We start from the raw sequence: 17,306 nt of genomic DNA, 5'->3' as shown, positions 1-17,306 counted from the left end.
AATGATTTCCTTGATTGATTGAATGAAAATTGGAACGACCTAGTTAGGCCAACTCGCCGGCGAATACGACACCGAGACTCTTTGTAACGGTGCCGCCCACCACTTCGCGCGCTTCTTCGGTTTGGTCGACGTAGTAGCGCAGCAGCTCGGCAAACTCATCGCCGTCCAATGTGCTGGCATCTGAAAGGTCGGCGCAGAAGATCGCGCGTGCCGACCCCGGTTCGAATGCATAAGTACCATGGTGGTTTGAATGGGTGTGCAGGTTGAGTGCCAACAATTGCTCGCAGACCTCCACTCGATCATGCAAGCTTGGGGTGCCCAAGTCGATATAGCAATGCAGAGCGTCAACCTCCTCGTTCAAATCGACAAGCACATCGATGCCATCGATCGTTAGTGAACAGCGGCCGTCCTGCTCCGTTGCGTCGGCGTGCAGGGCCCGAGCGGCGGTCACGCAAATGTCCTGGAATTCTGTGTAATCCATCAATAAGACTCCTGATAAAGGTTGACGAAGACAGCCGCAGCGCGACGGCAAGCTTCTTCGCCATAACTTGGAACCCCCTGTGACCTCGGAAACCTTTGTGACCCGGTTTGCTCATGGGATCAGTAACCCGCTGCAAACGAAGGTTCCAGCGTCAACAAGGCCAGGCGGTTGAACTTTTCTGACCCGTCGAGAAGAAAGGGGAAGGAACAGGTTTCACTCGAAAACTGGGCGCTGATGAGCAATATTTCTCCATCTTCGGCAGACATTGGCGCGCGCATTGCGTGCAGCAGAATGGAGAATCAAAAAACGAAAGTACTATCTGCAAACAAGCCGTGTCTTATTACCTGTTCATCATCGAGAAAACGGCGAGGCGTCGCTCCCGCCGCGCAGGCAGTGCCGCGCTCCGAATGGCGGTGCAGGCGATGTAGTTGGGCCGGTTGCCGAGGTGAGGGTGCTCACAGAGGCCGGAGCCTGACCACTGTCGGCTCGCCCTCGGCTCCCGGCACGAGCGACTCGATTCGGAACTGCGTGTTGGGCAAAAAGAGGACTTCAGCCTCCTTCGGGTTGCCCGTCAAGGCGGAGATGTTGCGGCAAGCTGCCTCGCTTGACGCGTCGAACTTGAGCAAGTAGCTTCCCTCGAACTTGCCCTTCGCGATTTCCTCTTCGAGGCTCGTGGAAACGAATGCCGGATCTTCGTAAACATCACCAGGCAGGCCGTGATCGAAGAAATTGGTGCCTCGGAAGAGCATTTGGCCGGATGGCAGTGGCGGCAATTTGGCAAAACCGCTTTGGCACTCTTTCACCAAATTTGTGAAGACTTCCGCTGGAAGGTTTGGGGTGCCCTGAGCTGGATCCGGCTTCCCCCTGAGTGCTGGCTGGACGTTCTGAAAGCCTTCAAGCCCGTAGAACCTGATAGCGACTGCCTCAGTGGGCGTCAATTTGCTCTCAGCGGCCGCTTTTCGCGCGTTGGGATCGTTGAGCACCAGCTTGAGGTAGCCTTCCAAGGCTGTCGGCGTCATGAGGCAAAGATCACCATTGTCCCCGGTCAGAGCATCATTATAGAGGTCGGATATACGAAGGTTATAGAACGCCTCTTGAAAGCTCATGCCGAAAGCCTCGAGAGCATTGGCATTGGCCGCATTAATATCCTTGCTCTCGACAGGCTCGTTCGCCTTGCGAACTCGAGCGGCCATGTCATCGTTGCGATCGAATCGCGGATCGTTATTCTTGATTTCCTTGAGCGCCTTCTTGAACAGCTGCTCGGCGTAGGAGGGCGGCTTTTTCTCCTTCTTGATGCGTGGAATCAAATCAAGGAGTTTTTTTCCAAAGCCATGTTGCTGCACCGCTTTGTGCTCCTCCGTATGCTTACTTAAGGAAAGTGATTGTTCAGGGCTCGGCGTGTCCAATTCAGTGCTACCTGAAAGGTCCGATTCCGAGCTGGGCTCTTCGTGAATGTTTTCCTTATGAATGTTGATTCGAACATGTTGGTGCTGAAGACTCTTTTCCCTTTTTATTTTATTGCTTGAACGGGGCACTCCGGGGTTTCGCTGACTCGACAACTGGGGTCGTTTGCGTGGCGAGATGGGCGATTGGACGTTCCTTGGAGCGGGAACGACATCCGAGAGCGAATTTGCATCTTTCCGTTCGTTTGTAGTTGTCGATTTGGGCTCGGAGGGGAGAGGGTTCCGGTACGCTCCAAGATGAACTACTTTGCCAATTGGATTCGCCATGAGAAAGCTCCGTTCAATGGTTTGACGCTCGTCGCCGTTCAGCGCGATGGCATCGAGCAGGTTGACGCAAAGATCGCGCGCGTCCTGGCAGGGGCGCGTGCACGAAGAATTGAGTCGCTAGACAGATGAGATTTCAAGCCAGCAGCGCAGAGCCGAAAACCGCGCTGGCTGCCGCATCGGCTGCCACCGCGCGCGGCTGATCACTGCAGCGATCCGATTTATTCTTTTACTAATTTAGCGAATCCCTCGGGATTTTGTTGGGTATGCTTGGCCAGCACCACCATCGATCGTCAGCGAGCAGCGGCCATTCTGCTTCGATGTGTCGGCGTGCAGGGCCCGAGCGGCCGTCACGCAAATATCCTGAAATTTTGTGTGATCCATCTTTAAAATTCCCGATAGAAAGAATTTAGAGCTATGTTCGGGCGACCAAATAGCTTTCCGACCTCGGTATCAGTCGGATCCATTGGGATTAAGACCTTTGTCTACGAGGGTTCGTTGCACCAGTAGAATGAAATCGTCAGGCGACTTCCTGGCTTCCTCTACCAGACGGCGCAGTGCTTGATATTGACCGGCCGGATCTTGGAACTTTGCTGCCAGCTTCGCCATGTTGTGCCCGGCAATTCCAATTTGAATGCGTCTGTCTTCGGGGATCTTGCGCAGATAGGCCTCATTGGTGAATAGTGATGCCGCGGTTTTTAGGTTGCTCAACCAAAGGTCAAGCTTGAATTCTTCGGCGCATTTTTTGGTTTTTTCGCGGTCGCCTTTTTTTGCGGCAATCAAGAGCGAGTTCAGTGTCATGTCTATGACGCGCTCCGGGATCGAGGCTGTAGCAAAGATTTCAAGCCCGGTGGGGAATGATAAGGGAGAATCCATTTCCTTGTCCAAAAATGACTTGGTTAGGGCATGAATTTGGTTTGCCTCATTTGATGCCTTTCCGGTGAACATCCTCTGAGTGGACATTGCCTTGTCCCAAATATTTGCAAGTTCCTCTAGATGCTCGTTGCCTGCTTGCTCTCTTTTTGCAGGGTCGACATTCATGTATTTCTTTATGTCGGAAAAATAATTGAAGACGGCAGGCTCGGATTGCGTGAATCCTACATCGTTGTCTTTCGTGATCGCCCCGTTGCGCATATGGAGAAATTTCAGCTCTTCGTCCAACGTTCGTTTGGGCGGTTGCATCTCCGACGGAAGTTCTGCCGCCAGCAGGCGCTTAATGTAGGCTCCGGTCAGCTCCTGATCAGAGTTCATCTGGTCCCTCATCGTCGAGGCCAGATCGCTTGCCCCGACTTGACTGGCGAATTTCCAGATTGCAATGCGGGTATTGTTTCTGCGCAGCTTTACGGTGTCGAAAAGCCGATCCTTGACGCCCGTGCCTGAACTTTTGTTGCTGACCTTGAGAATATAGGTCCCATCTTTTTGAATTTTGGCGCGCAATTTGACGTTGTCGTCCAGATGGTTTGCAAATTTACGAAAATCTTCAATCGTCGTGTTGTGCGTAATATGGATGGAGCGCGATTGAATGTTGGTTGGGCGCATGATGGGAAATTGGTGAAAAAACTGGACGTATAAGAGATCATCGCGATCATGCGAGGAAGGCAGGGCTGTAAATCTCGTTCGCTGCCACTTTCGACTGAGCGCCGCGAGCGACGATTTCTCGCCATTGCTGCGCTTGATCGGTGAACGCGAAAAGCTCTGATTGCAGATCAGCCGTGCTGGCGTCCGGCACCGCGATGTGGCCACAGAGCTGGAATTCGCCACCCGGCTCGCTGAGCGCCATCGCCCAATTGCGCGAGGCGTACTCGAGGGACGTGAGCATCATCAAAGCCTCGCAAGTCGCCAGCCGGTGCTCCGCGGGCGGTTGGCCCAGGTCTGTTTCGAGACTGAGCCTGCTGCGTTCTGCATCGAGTTCCGCAAGAACGACGAGACCGTCGTCCAACTCGATGGCCCAGCGAGCCTCTCCGGCCTCCTGGACGATGCTTTCGATGCGCGGTGTGCGTTCGCCCAACTCCACGAGGAGCTGGGCTACCTGGTCTGAATCGATGGTCATGGACCCATGCCTGCTTGCACGTGGCCGCCAGCCGCCCCTTCAGGACGTGCCCCTTCGCCACGACGTTAAACCCCCTGTGAAGCTCGGAAACCTTGTCGACCCGGTTTGCTCATCGGATCAGTAACCCGCTGCAAACGAAGGTTCCATAGCCAGGGAGCCCCGGCGGTTGATCTTTTCTGACCAGTTCAGAAGAATGGAAAAGGAAGCGCCTTCACTCGGAAATCAGGCGCAGATGGGCAATATTTCTCCCATCTTCGGCAGCCCTTGGCGCGCGCTTTGCTTTCAGTACCACGGAAAATCAGCAAACAAAAGTACTGGCTACAAAGAGCCCAGGTCCAACCTACCTGTTCACCATCGCAAAGAACGGCCCGAAGTTCCCCAGCAGCCAGTTCTGGCTGAAGTCCAGCGCCGCTCGCCGGTACTTCTCGTCAGCCTGCGCAGCCAGCAGGTCCAGCCGCGCCACCACCTTCGAGAGCTCGCGGTCCACCACCAGGTTGCGCCCGCGCTCGCTGATCTCGGTGGCCAGCAGCAGCGGCTGGCCATCCGGCCCGGTCTTCGACCCGATGAGCCACAGCGAGATCTCGACGTTGCGCGCAGCGCGGTAGCTGTTCTCCGCGTTCACGCCGTCGAGCAGGGTCTGCTCCCAGGTGCCGCCGTTGGCCTGCTTGAGCATGGAAGCCCAGCCGACCACCAGCGCCGCGACGCGGTCCCCCTCGTAGGGCCTGGGCTGGGTCTCGAAGGCGAGGCGAATGGCGTCGATGCCGGTGGCGCCCCGCAACTGAGCCAGCGGGGTGTCCTGCGAGATGGCGTCCCAGGTGCGCTGGGTCGCGTCCTCCGCGCTCGAGGCCCACTTGCGCCACTCGCGTGGATTGCGCCGGTACAGCGAGAGCTGCACGCGCCGTATCGATTGCAGGTTGTCGCGCAGCGCCAGGTTGGCGATGCGGTTGGCGCCGGACTGCAGCCACTCGTTATTGCCATAAGGCTCGGCGCGCTCGGTGCTGGCGCAGCCCGACAGGCCGAGGAAGCTTGCGGCCAGGCCGCCCAGGAGCAGGGCACGGCGGCGTGCGAGAGGGGAAGAACGGAGGGTTTCGCGCATGGCCCGCACGTTATCATCGCCGCCTCGGGCTGCAGCCGGTCCCGGAGGGTGAGGCCGGCGAATATTCCCTTACAAATCAATACCTTGGCAACCTAAGCCAGACCAGCCGTGCGTCTCAATTCGATCAAGCTCTCCGGCTTCAAGTCCTTCGCGGAACCCACCAATTTCCTTTTGCCCGGCCAACTGGTGGGCGTGGTGGGGCCCAATGGCTGCGGCAAGTCGAACATCATGGATGCGGTGCGCTGGGTGCTCGGCGAGTCGCGCGCCTCCGAGCTGCGCGGCGAATCGATGCAGGACGTGATCTTCAACGGCACGACCACGCGCAAGCAGGCCAGCCGGTCGAGCGTGGAGCTGGTGTTCGACAACTCCGATCACCGCGCCGGCGGCCAGTGGTCGCAGTTCGCCGAGATCGCGGTCAAGCGGGTGCTGACGCGCGACGGCAATTCCAGCTACTTCATCAACAACCAGCCGGTGCGCCGGCGCGACGTGCAGGACGTGTTCCTGGGCACCGGCCTCGGCCCCCGCGCCTACGCGATCATCGGGCAGGGGACGATCAGCCGGATCATCGAATCCAAGCCCGAGGAGCTGCGGCTCTTCCTCGAAGAGGCGGCCGGCGTTTCCAAGTACAAGGAGCGCCGCCGCGAAACGGAGAACCGGCTCGGCGACACCCGCGAGAACCTGACGCGCGTCGAAGACATCCTGCGCGAGCTCGGCAGCAACCTGGAGCGGCTGGAGAAGCAGGCCGAGGTCGCGACCCGCTACAACACGCTGCAGGCCGACGCCACGCGCAAGCAGCACCAGCTGTGGTTTCTCAAGCGCAGCGAGAGCGAGGGCGACCAGGCCAAGGTCAAGGCCGATGGCGAAAAGGCGATCAACGACCTCGAATCGCGCACGGCCGATCTGCGGCATGTCGAATCCGAGCTCGAGACCGTGCGCCAGGCCCACTACGCGGCAGGAGACCAGGTCAACCAGGCGCAGGGCAAGCTTTACGAGGCCAGCGCCGAGGTCGGCCGGCTGGAGGGCGAGATCCGCTTCGTGGTCGAAGGCCGCCAGCGGGTGGAGCAGCGCCTGGTGCAGCTCGGCGAGCAGATTGCGCAATGGAACACGCGCCGCGAAGACGCCGAGGCCGAGATCGAGACGCTCGCCGGCCAGGGCGTGAATGCCGAGGAGCAGGCCGAGCTGCTGGCCGCTCAGCTGGAGGAGCATGACGCACGCATTCCCAGCCTCGAAGAGGCGCAGCAGCGCGCGCAGGACGAGGCCAACGCGCAGCGCGCCAGCGTCGCGCAGGTGCAGCAGCAGATCCAGGTGCTGGCCGCCGATCAGCGCAACATCGAGGACCAGACCCGTCAGCTGACGCAGCGCGCCGAGCGCCTGCGCAACGATCAGAACGCGCTCGCCGCGCCCGACGAGGCGCGGCTGCGCGACCTGCAGGAGCAACTGGCCGCCGCGCAGGAAGCCGCCGGCGAAGCCGATGCCCGCCTGCACGAGCTTCAGGACGCCGTGCCGCAGCTCGACGAGGACCGGCGCGGCAAGCAGCAGGCGGTCAACACCGAGGGCGCGCGCCATGCCGAGCTGTCGGCCCGGCTCGAAGCGCTGAAGGCGCTGCAGGAGAAGGTCAAGACCGACGGCAAGCTCGCCCCCTGGCTGGCCAAGCACGGCCTCGAAGGCCTGCAAGGCCTGTGGAGCCGCATCCACATCGAGCAGGGCTGGGAAAACGCGCTCGAAGCCGCGCTGCGCGAGCGCCTCGGCGCGCTCGAAGTCAGCCGACTCGACATGGTCCGCGCCTTCGGCGGCGACGCGCCGCCGGCCAAGCTGGCCTTCTACAGCCCGCCCGCGGCCGCGGTGCCGCAGGCCCAGGGCGCGCTGCCGCGCCTCGCGGACCTGCTGCGCCTGGGCGATGCGGGCCAGCAGGCGCTGCTGTCCGACTGGCTGCACGGCTGCTTCACCGCGCCGACGCTCGAAGAAGCACTGGCCCAGCGCGACAAGCTGCAGCCCGGCGAAGCGATCTTCGTCCAGAGCGGCCACGCGGTCACCGCCCACAGCGTCAGCTTCTACGCGCAGGATTCCGAGCAGGCCGGCCTGCTGGCGCGCCAGCAGGAAATGGAAAACCTGGAGCGCCAGCTGCGCGCCCAGACGCTGATCAGCGAAGAGGCCCGCACCGCGCTGGCCCGTGCCGAATCCGCCTACGGCGATGCGGCGCAGCGCCTGGTCACGGCGCGGCGCGAAGCGGCCGACACCCAGTCGCGCGCGCACGAGCTGCAGGTCGAGACGCTGCGCCTCACGCAGCTGGCCGAGCAGACCCGCGCACGCAGCGAGCAACTGTCCAACGACCTCGGCGAGGTCGAGGCCCAGCTGGAAGAGCTGCAGGAAAAGCGCGTCGCCGCCGAGGGCCGCTTCGAAGAGCTGGACATGCAGCTGGCCGACAGCCAGGAGCGCCATGCCCAGCTCGACGAGCGGGTGATCGAAGCCGGCCGCGCCCTGTCCGCCAGCCGCGAGCAGCACCGCAGCCTGGAGCGCCAGGCGCAGGAGGCGGTCTTCGCACAGCGCACGCTGGAAGCACGCCGCGCCGAACTCAACCGTGCCATCGAGACGGCGAACCAGCAGGTGGTTTCGCTCACCGAAGAAAACGAGCGCGCTCGTGCCGAGCTGGGCCGCCTGTCCGACGCCGCTGCCCAGGCGGGCCTGCAGGACGCGCTGTCCCTCAAGCTGGAGCGCGAGACGGCGCTGGGCGCCACGCGCAGCCAGTACGACGACCTCACGCTCAAGCTGCGCGCCAGCGACGAGCGCCGCCTGCAGCTCGAGCGCGAGCTCGACCCGCTGCGCCAGCGCATCACCGAGCTGCAGCTGAAGGAGCAGGCCGCGCGCCTGGGCTTCGAGCAATACCAGCAGCTGCTGACCGATGCCCAGGCCGACCTCGAGGCGGTCGCGCGCTCGATCGAGGAGGACAAGGTGCGGCTGACCGGCCTGCAGTCCGAGATCGACCGCCTCAACCGCGAGGTTGCCGCGCTGGGCGCCGTCAACCTGGCCGCCCTCGACGAGCTGGCGGTGGCGCGCGAGCGCAAGACTTTCCTCGACGCGCAGTCGGCCGACCTCAACGAGGCCATCAACACGCTGGAAGATGCGATCCGCAAGATCGACGGCGAGACCCGCGAGCTGCTCGGCGGCACCTTCAAGATCGTCAACGAGCATTTCAGCCGGATGTTCCCGGAGCTCTTCGGCGGCGGCAACGCCAGGCTCATGATGACCGGCGACGAGATCCTCGATTCCGGCGTGCAGGTGATGGCGCAGCCGCCCGGCAAGAAGAACCAGACCATCCACCTGCTGTCGGGCGGCGAGAAGGCGCTGACCGCGATCGCGCTGGTGTTCGCGATCTTCCAGCTGAACCCCGCGCCCTTCTGCCTGCTGGACGAAGTGGATGCGCCGCTGGACGACGCCAACACCGAGCGCTACGCCAAGCTGGTGACGGCGATGAGCCGCGAAACCCAGTTCCTCTTCATCAGCCACAACAAGATCGCGATGGAGATGGCCGAGCAGCTGATCGGCGTGACCATGCAGGAGCAGGGCGTCTCGCGCATCGTGGCGGTGGACATGGAATCTGCCGTATCGATGGCCGAGGCCGCATGAGCAATCTGACCGTCGCGCTGGCCATCCTCGGCGGCCTCGTGCTGGCCGTGGTGGTCGGCTACAACGCCTGGATGTCGCGCCGCAACGCGCCGCGCCAGCCCGATGCGCCCAACGCCGATGCGCCGGAGACGGCGCCGGCGCCCCTCCGCCGCGAGGAAGAGCCGGTGCTGCACGTCACGGGCCACCCGGTCGCCGGCGCCGAGCGGCACGAGCCGCTGTTCGACCCCGACCTGCCCGCGCCCAGCGCGCTGCCGATCCCGACGGCCGAGCGGCGCGGCGGGCTGGACCCGCTGATCGACGTGATCGCGCCCATCACGCTGGACGGCCTGGCGTCCGGCGACGCCGCCATCGCGGCCATGCCGGCCACGCGCCGCGCCGGCAGCAAGCCGGTGGCGATCGAAGGCCTCAACGAGCACACCGGCGAATGGGAACCGGCCGCGCCCGGCCAGCGCTACGGCGCCTTCCAGGCCGGCGTGCAGCTGGCCAACCGCACCGGGGCGCTCAACGAGATCGAGTATTCCGAGTTCGTGGTCAAGGCCCAGGCCTTCGCCGACGCGATCAACGGCGCGCCCGAGTTTCCCGAGATGCTCGACGAGGTGGCGCGGGCACGCGAGCTCGACCAGTTCGCCAGCGCGCACGATGCCCAGCTGAGCTTCGTGCTGCGCGCGCTGCACGCCGCCTGGAGCCCGGGCTACGTGCAGCAGAACGCCGCGCGGCTGGGCTTCGTGGCCGGGATCATTCCGGGCCGCATGGTGCTGCCGGCGAGCGAGCTCGGCCTGCCGCCGATCCTGGGCCTGTCCTTCGACACCCAGGCCGCGCTGGCCGACGACCCGGCCCAATCGGCCATCCGCGAGCTCACGCTGAGCCTGGACGTGCCGCAGGTCGACCGCGGCGAGCGCCCCTTTGCGCGCATGCGCGAAACCGCCGCGACGCTGGCGCGCGAGATGGACGGCGTCGTCACCGACAGCGACGGCCAGCTGCTGCGCGAGGAAACGATGGACGCGATCGGCGCCGATCTCGAGCAGCTCTACGACACCCTCGATTCGCGCGAGCTGTCGGCCGGATCGCCCCTGGCCCGGCGCCTCTTCAGCTAAAAACGGGCACTGATCCCGGAGATTCCCATGACCACACGCGAGGACGCGGCTCGCGAAGCCGCCGCACTGGGCGAGCAACTGCGCCGCCACGCCCATCTCTACTACGTGCTCGACGCCCCCGAGCTGCCCGATGCCGAGTACGACCGCCTGTTCCAGCGCCTGCAGGCGCTGGAGGCCGAACACCCCGAGCTGCGCACGCCCGACTCGCCCACGCAGCGCGTCGGCGGCAAGGCGCTGGAAGCCTTCGCCAAGGTGCGCCACAAGGTGCCGATGCTGTCGATCCGCACCGAGACGGACATCACGCCCGGCGGCGCCAGCGCCTTCGACGCGCGGGTGCGCCGCGAGCTGGGGCTGGCTGAGGACGCCCCGCAGGTCGAGTACGTGTGCGAGCTCAAGTTCGACGGCCTGGCCGTCAACTTGCGCTACGAGCAGGGCGTGCTGGTGCAGGCCGCCACCCGCGGGGACGGCGAGATCGGCGAGGACGTCACGCAGAGCATCCGCACGGTGCAGCAGATCCCGTTGCGCCTGCACGGCCATGGCGCGGAGATCCCGCCGGTGGTGGAGGTGCGCGGCGAGGTCTACATGCGCCGCGACGACTTCGAGAAACTGAACGAGCGCCAGCGCGAGAAGATCGCCGCCGGCCAGAAGAACGAGAAGGTGTTCGTGAACCCGCGCAACGCCGCCGCCGGCGCGGTGCGCCAGCTCGATCCGGCGATCGCCGCTGCCCGGCCCTTGAGCTTCTTCGCCTACGGCCTCGGCGAAGTCACGCCGCCGGAGCAGGGCGGGCCCGCGCATGCCACGCAGTTCGACTGGCTGCAGCAGTTCCATGCCTGGGGCTTTCCGATCGGCACGCAGACGCAGCGCGCCCGCGGCGCGATCGAGCTGATCGCGTTCCACGAGACCATCGCGCGCCAGCGCGACGCGCTGCCCTACGACATCGACGGCGTGGTCTACAAGGTCGACAGCCTGGAGCTGCAGCGGCAGCTCGGCTTCGTCTCGCGCGAGCCGCGCTGGGCGGTGGCCCACAAGTATCCGGCGCAGGAGCAGTTGACCGAGGTGCTGGGCATCGAGGTGCAGGTGGGCCGCACCGGCAAGCTCACGCCGGTGGCCAAGCTGGCGCCGGTGTTCGTGGGCGGCGTCACCGTGACCAACGCCACCCTGCACAACGAGGACGAGGCCCGGCGCAAGGACGTGCGGGTGGGCGACACGGTGATCGTGCGGCGTGCCGGCGACGTGATCCCCGAAGTGGTGGGCGTGCTGCCCGAGAGCGCGGCACGGCCGCCGGCGCAGCGCGGCCCGGTCTTCACCATGCCGCACAAGTGTCCCGTCTGCGGCTCCGACGCGCTGCGCGAGGAGGGCGAGGTCGATTACCGCTGCACGGGCGGCCTGTTCTGCGGCGCCCAGCGCAAGGAGGCCATCCTGCACTTCGCGGCGCGCCGCGCCCTGGACATCGAGGGCCTGGGCGACAAGCTGGTCGAGCAACTGGTGGACGGGCAGCTGATCCGCACGCTGCCCGACCTCTACAAGCTGGGCCTCACGACGCTGGCCGGGTTGGACCGCATGGCCCACAAGTCGGCGAAGAACCTGGTCGACGCACTGGAGGCGTCGAAGAAGACCACGCTGCCGCGCTTCCTTTTCGGGCTGGGCATCCGCCATATCGGCGAAAGCACCGCCAAGGACCTGGCCAAGCACTTCGGCAAGCTCGACGCGATCATGGACGCCACCGAAGAGCAACTGCTGGAGGTCAACGATGTCGGGCCGGTGGTGGCGCAGAGCCTGCGCACCTTCTTCGACCAGGCGCACAACCGCGAGGTGGTCGAGCAGCTGCGCGCCTGCGGCGTGAGCTGGGAAGAGGGCGAGCCGGCGGCCCGCGCGCCCAAGCCCCTCGCGGGCAAGACCTTCGTGATCACCGGCACCCTTCCTACGCTCAGCCGCGACGAGGCGAAGGACAAACTGGAGTCAGCGGGCGCCAAGGTCGCCGGGTCGGTCAGCAAGAAGACCGATTTCCTGGTGGCGGGCGCCGAGGCTGGCAGCAAGCTCGACAAGGCGACCGGGCTGGGTGTGGCCGTGATCGACGAGGCGCAGATGCTCGAAATCCTTGCCAACGGCCTTTGAGCGCGCCGAGCTTTACCGGGCGTTACGCAGCTTCATGCGATAGAAGTCAACAAGGTCTACAAGAGGACGTTGATCACATCAATACCGACCAGGAGTCCATCATGATCAAGAATCGCCGTCTATGGGGTGTGTGTGCCGTGCTCGGAGGCGCCGCGCTGCTCGGCGGCTGCGTGGCCGTGCCGGGCGGCTCGTACGGATACTCCGAGCCCTATTACGCGGACCCGGGGCCGGTGGTGGTCCAGCCGAACGTGTACATCGACGGCTCCTATAGCCGTGGCTATTACTCCCGCCCGCGCTACCCCTATCCGTACTACGGCGGTCGCCCCGGCTATTACCCGCATCCGGGCTACCCGCGCGCCGGCTGGGGCGGGCGCCCGAGCGCTGTCGTACCCGTGCCCCCGGCACACGCCGGTCCCCGCAGCGGCGGCGGCGCCGGCGTGACGGTGCCGGTCCCGCCGGGCCGCAGTCCGCGCGAAATCAATCAAATGCTGAACTCGCCCGATTCGCGCACCCAGACGCCGCCCTGAGTCCCGGTCGCTCGGACTGCGGTGGCGATAATGCCCGCATGACGGTACGCGAGATCCTCAAGATGGGCGACCCCCGGCTGCTGCGCATCGCGCAGCCGGTCGCCGCCTTCGACACCGACGAGCTGCACCTGCTGGTTCGGGACATGTTCGAGACCATGCACGCGGTGAACGGTGCCGGCCTCGCCGCGCCGCAGATCGGCGTGGACCAGCAGCTCGTGATCTTCGGCACCGACGCCGTCAATCCGCGCTATCCGGATGCACCGGCCGTGCCGCGGACGGTGCTCCTCAACCCGGTCGTCACGCCCATCGGCGACGAGGAAGAAGAGGGTTGGGAAGGCTGCCTCTCGGTGCCGGGCCTGCGTGGCGTGGTGCCGCGCTTCGCGCACATCCGCTACACCGGCTTCGACCCTTACGGCGACCCCATCGACCGCACCGTCAGCGGCTTTCATGCACGCGTGGTGCAGCACGAGGTCGATCACCTGCTGGGCAAGCTCTACCCGATGCGGGTGCGGGATTTCTCGCGCTTCGGCTACACCGAGATCCTGTTCCCGGGTCTCGATGCGGCCGAAGACGAGTAGGGCGGACGATCAGTTGTAGCGGCCGCCCGTGCCGCCGACGCTGAAGCGGCCCGCGCCCAGGAAGGCCACGGCCAGCGCGCTGAACAGGAACAGGCCCTGCAGCTCGAGCGCCCAGCCGCCCTGCTTGTTGAGCATGCCGATTTCCTTCATGTGCACCAGCCAGATCGCAACGAGCATGTTGATGACCACGATCCATGCCGCCGGCCGCGTGTAGAGGCCGATGATCAGCAGCACCGGCGCGACGATTTCACCCACATAGACCAGGTAGGCCAGGGCGGTCGGCAGTCCATGCGAGGCCAACATGCTGGCCGCGAAGCCCACGCCGCCGTTGATCTTGGCGATGCCGTGCAGCAGCATCAGGATGCCCAGGGCCAAGCGGAGGATGAGTTTGCCGGTGTCGTCGGAACGGATCATGTTCGAAAGCCTTTCTGTCGTTGAAAAAACAGCGGCGATTGTGGTCGATTCCGCGCACCTCTTCCGGACCGTCCTCTGACGGCCTGGGGAGACTCCCGGCCCGCTCAGGCCGCCAGCGCTTCGAGCAGCTCGGTTTCGATCGCCGCCTGCGTGCGCTGGCCCTGCAGCTCGGGCCCGCTGATCAGGAAGGTGTCTTCCACGCGCTCGCCCAGGGTCGTGATCTTGGCGAGCTGCAGGTTCAGGTGATGGCGCGCGAGCACGCGCGCCACCGAGTACAGCAGGCCCACGCGGTCGCTGGCCGAGATGTTGAGCAGCCAGTGCTGCGCCTTCTCGTCGGGCAGCAGGCTGACTCGCGGCTTGATCGGGAAGCTGCGCACCCGGCGCGACACGCGGCCCTTGCTGGGCGCGGGCAGGGGGCCGGCCTCGTCCAGCGTCCTGGCCAGGCCGGTCTCGACCATGCTGATCAGGTCGCGGTAGTGCTCGGGAATGAAGGTGGTGACGACCTGGAAGGTGTCCAGCGCATAGCCGTTGGTGGCGGTGTGCACCTTGGCGTCGAGGATGCTGAAGGAGGACTGTTCGAAGTAGCCGCAGATGCGCGCGAACAGGTCGGGCTGGTCGGGCGTGTAGACCACCACCTGCAACCCCTCGCCCACCGGCGAGAGCCGGGCACGCACCATGGCCGGTGCGTGCGGGTCCACGGGCACATTCTTGGGCGGCACGTGCCGCGACAGCTGCTTGGTGTGCCAGGCGATCTCGGAGGCGTCGTGGCGCATGAAGTAGCCGACGTCGAGCGTCTCCCACAGCGCCTTGTGGGCCTCGAAGGGTTGCGCATGCAGCGCCAGCTGCACCAGCGCTTCGCGCTTGCGTGCCTCCACCTCGGCGCCGGGGTCGGGCATGCGGCCGCCCAGGGCGCGCAGCGTCGAGCGGTAGAGGTCCTCGAGCAGCTTGCCCTTCCAGGCGTTCCACACGCGCGGGGACGTGCCGCGGATGTCGGCGATCGTGAGCAGGTAGAGCGCCGTCAGGTAGCGCTCGTTGCCCACGCGCTGTGCAAAACGGGCGATCACCTCCGGGTCGCTCAGGTCCTGCTTCTGCGCGACCTGGCTCATCACCAGGTGCTCCGACACCAGGAACTCGATCAGCCGCGCGTCCTCGCGCGGGATCTCGTGCTGGCGGCAGAAGCGCCGCACGTCGCGCGCGCCGAGCTCCGAATGGTCGCCTCCGCGGCCCTTGGCGATGTCGTGGAACAGCGCCGCGACATAGAGAATCCACGGCTTGTCCCAGCCGCCCGCGAGCTGCGAGCAGAAGGGGTATTCGTGCGCATGCTCGACGATGAAGAAGCGCCGCACGTTGCGCAGCACCATCAGGATGTGCTGGTCGACCGTGTAGACGTGGAACAGGTCGTGCTGCATCTGACCGACGATGCTGCGGAACACCCGCAGGTAGCGGCCCAGCACCGAGGTCTGGTTCATCAGCCTGAAAGCATGCGTGATGCCGCGCGGCTCCAGCAGGATGCGCATGAAGGTCGCGTGGTTCACGCGGTCGTTGCGGAACTTGCTGTCCATCACGTGGCGTGCGTTGTAGAGCGCGCGCAGCGTGCGCGCCGACAGGCCGTTGACGCCGATGGTCTTCTGGAAGAGCAAGAAGGTTTCGAGGATCGCGTGCGGGTCCTTGAGGTACAGGTCGTCGCTCGCGACCTCGATCAGGCCGCCCTTCTCGAAGAAGCGGTCGTTGATACGGGTGGCCTGCTCCTCCTGCGGATTGAGCCGCTCGGCAATGTTCAGCAAGAGGATCTGATTGAGCTGCGTCACCGCCTTGGCCGCCCAGTAGTAGCGGCGCATCAGCGCCTCGCTCGACTTTCGCTGCGATTCGCCGACGTAGCCGAAGGTGGCCGCCACGGCCGTTTGAAGGTCGAACACCAGGCGGTCCTCGCGCCGGTTGGCGATCAGGTGCAGGCGGGCGCGAATCAGGCTCAGCAGGGCCTCGTTGCGCTTGATCTGCTGCACCTCGAAGGCAGTGGCCAGGCCGTTCTTCGCCAGGTCGTCCCAGCGCCTGCCGAAGCCGGCCGCCTTGGTCACCCACAGGACGATCTGCAGGTCGCGCAGCCCGCCGGGCGATTCCTTGCAGTTGGGCTCCAGCGCGTAGGGCGTGTTCTCGTACTTCTGGTGCCGGTGCCGCATCTCCTGCGTCTTGGCGGCGAAGAAGGCGTGCGGGTCGATGTCGGCGAGAAAGCTCTTGCGGAAGGCCGAATAGAGCTTCTTGTCGCCGGCGACGAGGCGGGATTCGAGCAGCGAGGTCTGGACCGTGACGTCCTTGGCGGCTTCGGCCAGGCATTCGTCCACCGTGCGCACGCTGGAACCGATCTCCAGCCCCACGTCCCAGCAATGGCCGATGAAGGCCTCGATGCGCGACGGATCGACATCGGTCGCATGGTCCTGCGGCAGCAGCAGCAGCACGTCGACGTCGGAAAAGGGGAACAGCTCGCCGCGCCCGAAGCCGCCGACCGCGACCAGGGCGAGCCGGTTGCCGAAGCCGGCGTCGTCCCACAGCCCGGCGAGCGCCTCGTCGGCCAGGCTCGCGAGCTGGCGCAGCACGGTGTGGACGCTGCGCGTGGGCGCGCGCGCGCTGCGCAGCTGGTCGAACAGCGCCAGCTTGTGCGTGCGGTAGGCGTCGCGCAGCGAAGGGATGTCCACCACGTCTGCGTCCCGAAGGCCCGCCGGCAGCATCAAGCCGAGGCGGTGGCGAAGGCGGGCGGCGGCGGGCTGCCGGCCGAGAGCGTGAGCACCTCGTAGCCGGTCTCGGTGACCAGCACCGTGTGCTCCCACTGGGCCGACAGCGAGTGGTCGCGCGTGACGATGGTCCAGCCGTCGTACTGGCCGCCCCGGGCGTCTTCCTTGATGTCGCGCTTGCCGGCGTTGATCATGGGCTCGATGGTGAAGGTCATGCCGGGCTTGAGCTCGTCCAGCGTGCCGGGCTTGCCGTAGTGCAGCACCTGCGGCTCTTCATGGAAGCCGCGGCCGATGCCGTGGCCGCAGAACTCGCGCACCACCGAGAAGCCGTTGCTCTCGGCGAAGCGCTGGATGGCGAAGCCGATGTCGCCCAGGTGAACGCCCGGCTTCACCTTGACGATGCCGTGCCACATGGCCTCGTAGGTGAAGACGCACAGGCGCTTGGCCGCGATCGAGGCGTCGCCCACGACGAACATGCGGCTGGTGTCGCCGTGCCAGCCGTCCTTGATGACCGTGACGTCGACGTTGACGATGTCGCCCTTCTTGAGCGGCTTGTCGTTCGGGATGCCATGGCACACCACATGGTTGACCGAGGTGCAGATGGACTTGGGGTAGGGCACGCTGGAGGCGCCCATGTAGTTGAGGGGGGCGGGGATCGCGCCCTGCACCTGCGTGATGTAGTCGTGCGCGAGCTTGTCGATCTCGTTGGTGGTCACGCCGGGCTTGACGTGCGCGGTCAGGTAGTCCAGCACCTCGGAAGCGAGGCGGCATGCAATGCGCATGCCGGCCACGCCCTCGGCGTCTTTGTAGGTGATGCTCATGGGCCCGAATTATCCCATTCGGCCCGTTTAAAATCGCGGGCTTGGCGCGGATG

At 65.0% G+C, this 17,306-nt stretch carries 15 protein-coding genes; 6 read left to right on the top strand and 9 right to left on the bottom strand.

Going from position 1 to position 17,306, the window contains the following annotated elements:
* Positions 1-43 precede the first annotated feature (43 nt).
* The 3 genes from AC3A6Y_RS12745 to AC3A6Y_RS12735 all read right to left on the bottom strand — a co-directional run bounded on the left by AC3A6Y_RS12745 (position 44) and on the right by AC3A6Y_RS12735 (position 1,887).
* Entirely contained in the window at positions 44-481 is a 438-nt protein-coding gene (locus AC3A6Y_RS12745; protein WP_487868588.1) for a CesT family type III secretion system chaperone, read from the bottom strand.
* A gap of 119 nt (positions 482-600) precedes the next feature.
* A complete protein-coding gene (locus tag AC3A6Y_RS12740) occupies positions 601-747 on the bottom strand; it encodes a hypothetical protein (protein ID WP_487868587.1) in 147 nt (48 codons plus the stop codon).
* A gap of 189 nt (positions 748-936) precedes the next feature.
* Positions 937-1,887, bottom strand: a complete 951-nt coding sequence (locus AC3A6Y_RS12735; protein WP_487868586.1) for an ADP-ribosyltransferase — start codon at positions 1,885-1,887, stop codon at positions 937-939.
* Positions 1,888-2,181: 294 nt separating this feature from the next.
* On the opposite strand from AC3A6Y_RS12735, the gene AC3A6Y_RS12730 reads away from it, so the two are divergent.
* Positions 2,182-2,340 (top strand): hypothetical protein, encoded by a 159-nt coding sequence (locus AC3A6Y_RS12730; protein WP_487868585.1) that lies wholly within the window; start codon positions 2,182-2,184, stop codon positions 2,338-2,340.
* A gap of 321 nt (positions 2,341-2,661) precedes the next feature.
* On the opposite strand, the gene AC3A6Y_RS12725 is transcribed toward AC3A6Y_RS12730, so the two are convergent.
* From AC3A6Y_RS12725 to AC3A6Y_RS12715, 3 genes are all read right to left on the bottom strand, one after another.
* Entirely contained in the window at positions 2,662-3,747 is a 1,086-nt protein-coding gene (locus AC3A6Y_RS12725; RefSeq protein ID WP_487868584.1) for a hypothetical protein, read from the bottom strand.
* A 46-nt stretch (positions 3,748-3,793) separates the two neighbouring features.
* Positions 3,794-4,258: a type III secretion system chaperone gene (locus tag AC3A6Y_RS12720; protein ID WP_487868583.1), complete on the bottom strand. Its 465-nt coding sequence runs from the start codon at positions 4,256-4,258 to the stop codon at positions 3,794-3,796.
* 340 nt (positions 4,259-4,598) lie between these two features.
* Positions 4,599-5,354: a hypothetical protein gene (locus AC3A6Y_RS12715; protein WP_487868582.1), complete on the bottom strand. Its 756-nt coding sequence runs from the start codon at positions 5,352-5,354 to the stop codon at positions 4,599-4,601.
* 108 nt (positions 5,355-5,462) lie between these two features.
* Here AC3A6Y_RS12715 and smc point away from each other — a divergent pair, with 108 nt between their 5' ends.
* The 5 genes from smc to def all read left to right on the top strand — a co-directional run bounded on the left by smc (position 5,463) and on the right by def (position 13,292).
* Positions 5,463-8,978: a chromosome segregation protein SMC gene (gene smc / locus AC3A6Y_RS12710; RefSeq protein WP_487868581.1), complete on the top strand. Its 3,516-nt coding sequence runs from the start codon at positions 5,463-5,465 to the stop codon at positions 8,976-8,978.
* Entirely contained in the window at positions 8,975-10,072 is a 1,098-nt protein-coding gene (locus AC3A6Y_RS12705) for a cell division protein ZipA C-terminal FtsZ-binding domain-containing protein (protein ID WP_487868580.1), read from the top strand. Before smc ends, AC3A6Y_RS12705 begins: the two co-directional genes overlap by 4 nt.
* A 27-nt stretch (positions 10,073-10,099) precedes the next feature.
* A complete protein-coding gene (gene ligA / locus AC3A6Y_RS12700; RefSeq protein ID WP_487868579.1) occupies positions 10,100-12,187 on the top strand; it encodes an NAD-dependent DNA ligase LigA in 2,088 nt (695 codons plus the stop codon).
* A gap of 101 nt (positions 12,188-12,288) precedes the next feature.
* The gene (locus AC3A6Y_RS12695; RefSeq protein WP_487868578.1) at positions 12,289-12,714 is read left to right on the top strand and encodes a hypothetical protein; all 426 of its coding nucleotides are present in this window, start codon (positions 12,289-12,291) and stop codon (positions 12,712-12,714) included.
* 38 nt (positions 12,715-12,752) lie between these two features.
* Positions 12,753-13,292 (top strand): peptide deformylase, encoded by a 540-nt coding sequence (def, locus tag AC3A6Y_RS12690; protein WP_487868577.1) that lies wholly within the window; start codon positions 12,753-12,755, stop codon positions 13,290-13,292.
* Positions 13,293-13,301: 9 nt separating this feature from the next.
* Here def and AC3A6Y_RS12685 read toward each other — a convergent pair whose 3' ends face one another.
* From AC3A6Y_RS12685 to map, 3 genes are all read right to left on the bottom strand, one after another.
* Positions 13,302-13,706 (bottom strand): DoxX family protein, encoded by a 405-nt coding sequence (locus AC3A6Y_RS12685; protein ID WP_487868576.1) that lies wholly within the window; start codon positions 13,704-13,706, stop codon positions 13,302-13,304.
* Between the two features lie 104 nt (positions 13,707-13,810).
* Positions 13,811-16,429 carry a [protein-PII] uridylyltransferase gene (locus AC3A6Y_RS12680; RefSeq protein WP_487868575.1) on the bottom strand — a complete coding sequence of 873 codons (2,619 nt, stop codon included), beginning with the start codon at positions 16,427-16,429 and terminating at the stop codon, positions 13,811-13,813.
* Positions 16,429-17,253: a type I methionyl aminopeptidase gene (map, locus tag AC3A6Y_RS12675; RefSeq protein ID WP_487868574.1), complete on the bottom strand. Its 825-nt coding sequence runs from the start codon at positions 17,251-17,253 to the stop codon at positions 16,429-16,431. Before map ends, AC3A6Y_RS12680 begins: the two co-directional genes overlap by 1 nt.
* Positions 17,254-17,306: the final 53 nt, after the last annotated feature.

The organism is Variovorax sp. Soil_C_17, assembly GCF_057657265.1.
The sequence above is the reverse complement of the archived record's forward strand: the minus strand, read 5'-3'. Positions and strand labels throughout refer to the sequence as shown.

Coding starts and splice junctions, on each gene's coding strand:
- AC3A6Y_RS12685 (WP_487868576.1), bottom strand. CDS start 13,706: ATGATCCGTTCCGACGACACCGGCAAACTCATCCTCCGCTTGGCCCTG.
- AC3A6Y_RS12720 (WP_487868583.1), bottom strand. CDS start 4,258: ATGACCATCGATTCAGACCAGGTAGCCCAGCTCCTCGTGGAGTTGGGC.
- AC3A6Y_RS12705 (WP_487868580.1), top strand. CDS start 8,975: ATGAGCAATCTGACCGTCGCGCTGGCCATCCTCGGCGGCCTCGTGCTG.
- AC3A6Y_RS12680 (WP_487868575.1), bottom strand. CDS start 16,429: ATGCTGCCGGCGGGCCTTCGGGACGCAGACGTGGTGGACATCCCTTCG.
- AC3A6Y_RS12695 (WP_487868578.1), top strand. CDS start 12,289: ATGATCAAGAATCGCCGTCTATGGGGTGTGTGTGCCGTGCTCGGAGGC.
- AC3A6Y_RS12740 (WP_487868587.1), bottom strand. CDS start 747: ATGTCTGCCGAAGATGGAGAAATATTGCTCATCAGCGCCCAGTTTTCG.
- AC3A6Y_RS12745 (WP_487868588.1), bottom strand. CDS start 481: ATGGATTACACAGAATTCCAGGACATTTGCGTGACCGCCGCTCGGGCC.
- AC3A6Y_RS12730 (WP_487868585.1), top strand. CDS start 2,182: ATGAACTACTTTGCCAATTGGATTCGCCATGAGAAAGCTCCGTTCAAT.
- AC3A6Y_RS12725 (WP_487868584.1), bottom strand. CDS start 3,747: ATGCGCCCAACCAACATTCAATCGCGCTCCATCCATATTACGCACAAC.
- AC3A6Y_RS12715 (WP_487868582.1), bottom strand. CDS start 5,354: ATGCGCGAAACCCTCCGTTCTTCCCCTCTCGCACGCCGCCGTGCCCTG.
- ligA (WP_487868579.1), top strand. CDS start 10,100: ATGACCACACGCGAGGACGCGGCTCGCGAAGCCGCCGCACTGGGCGAG.
- map (WP_487868574.1), bottom strand. CDS start 17,253: ATGAGCATCACCTACAAAGACGCCGAGGGCGTGGCCGGCATGCGCATT.
- def (WP_487868577.1), top strand. CDS start 12,753: ATGACGGTACGCGAGATCCTCAAGATGGGCGACCCCCGGCTGCTGCGC.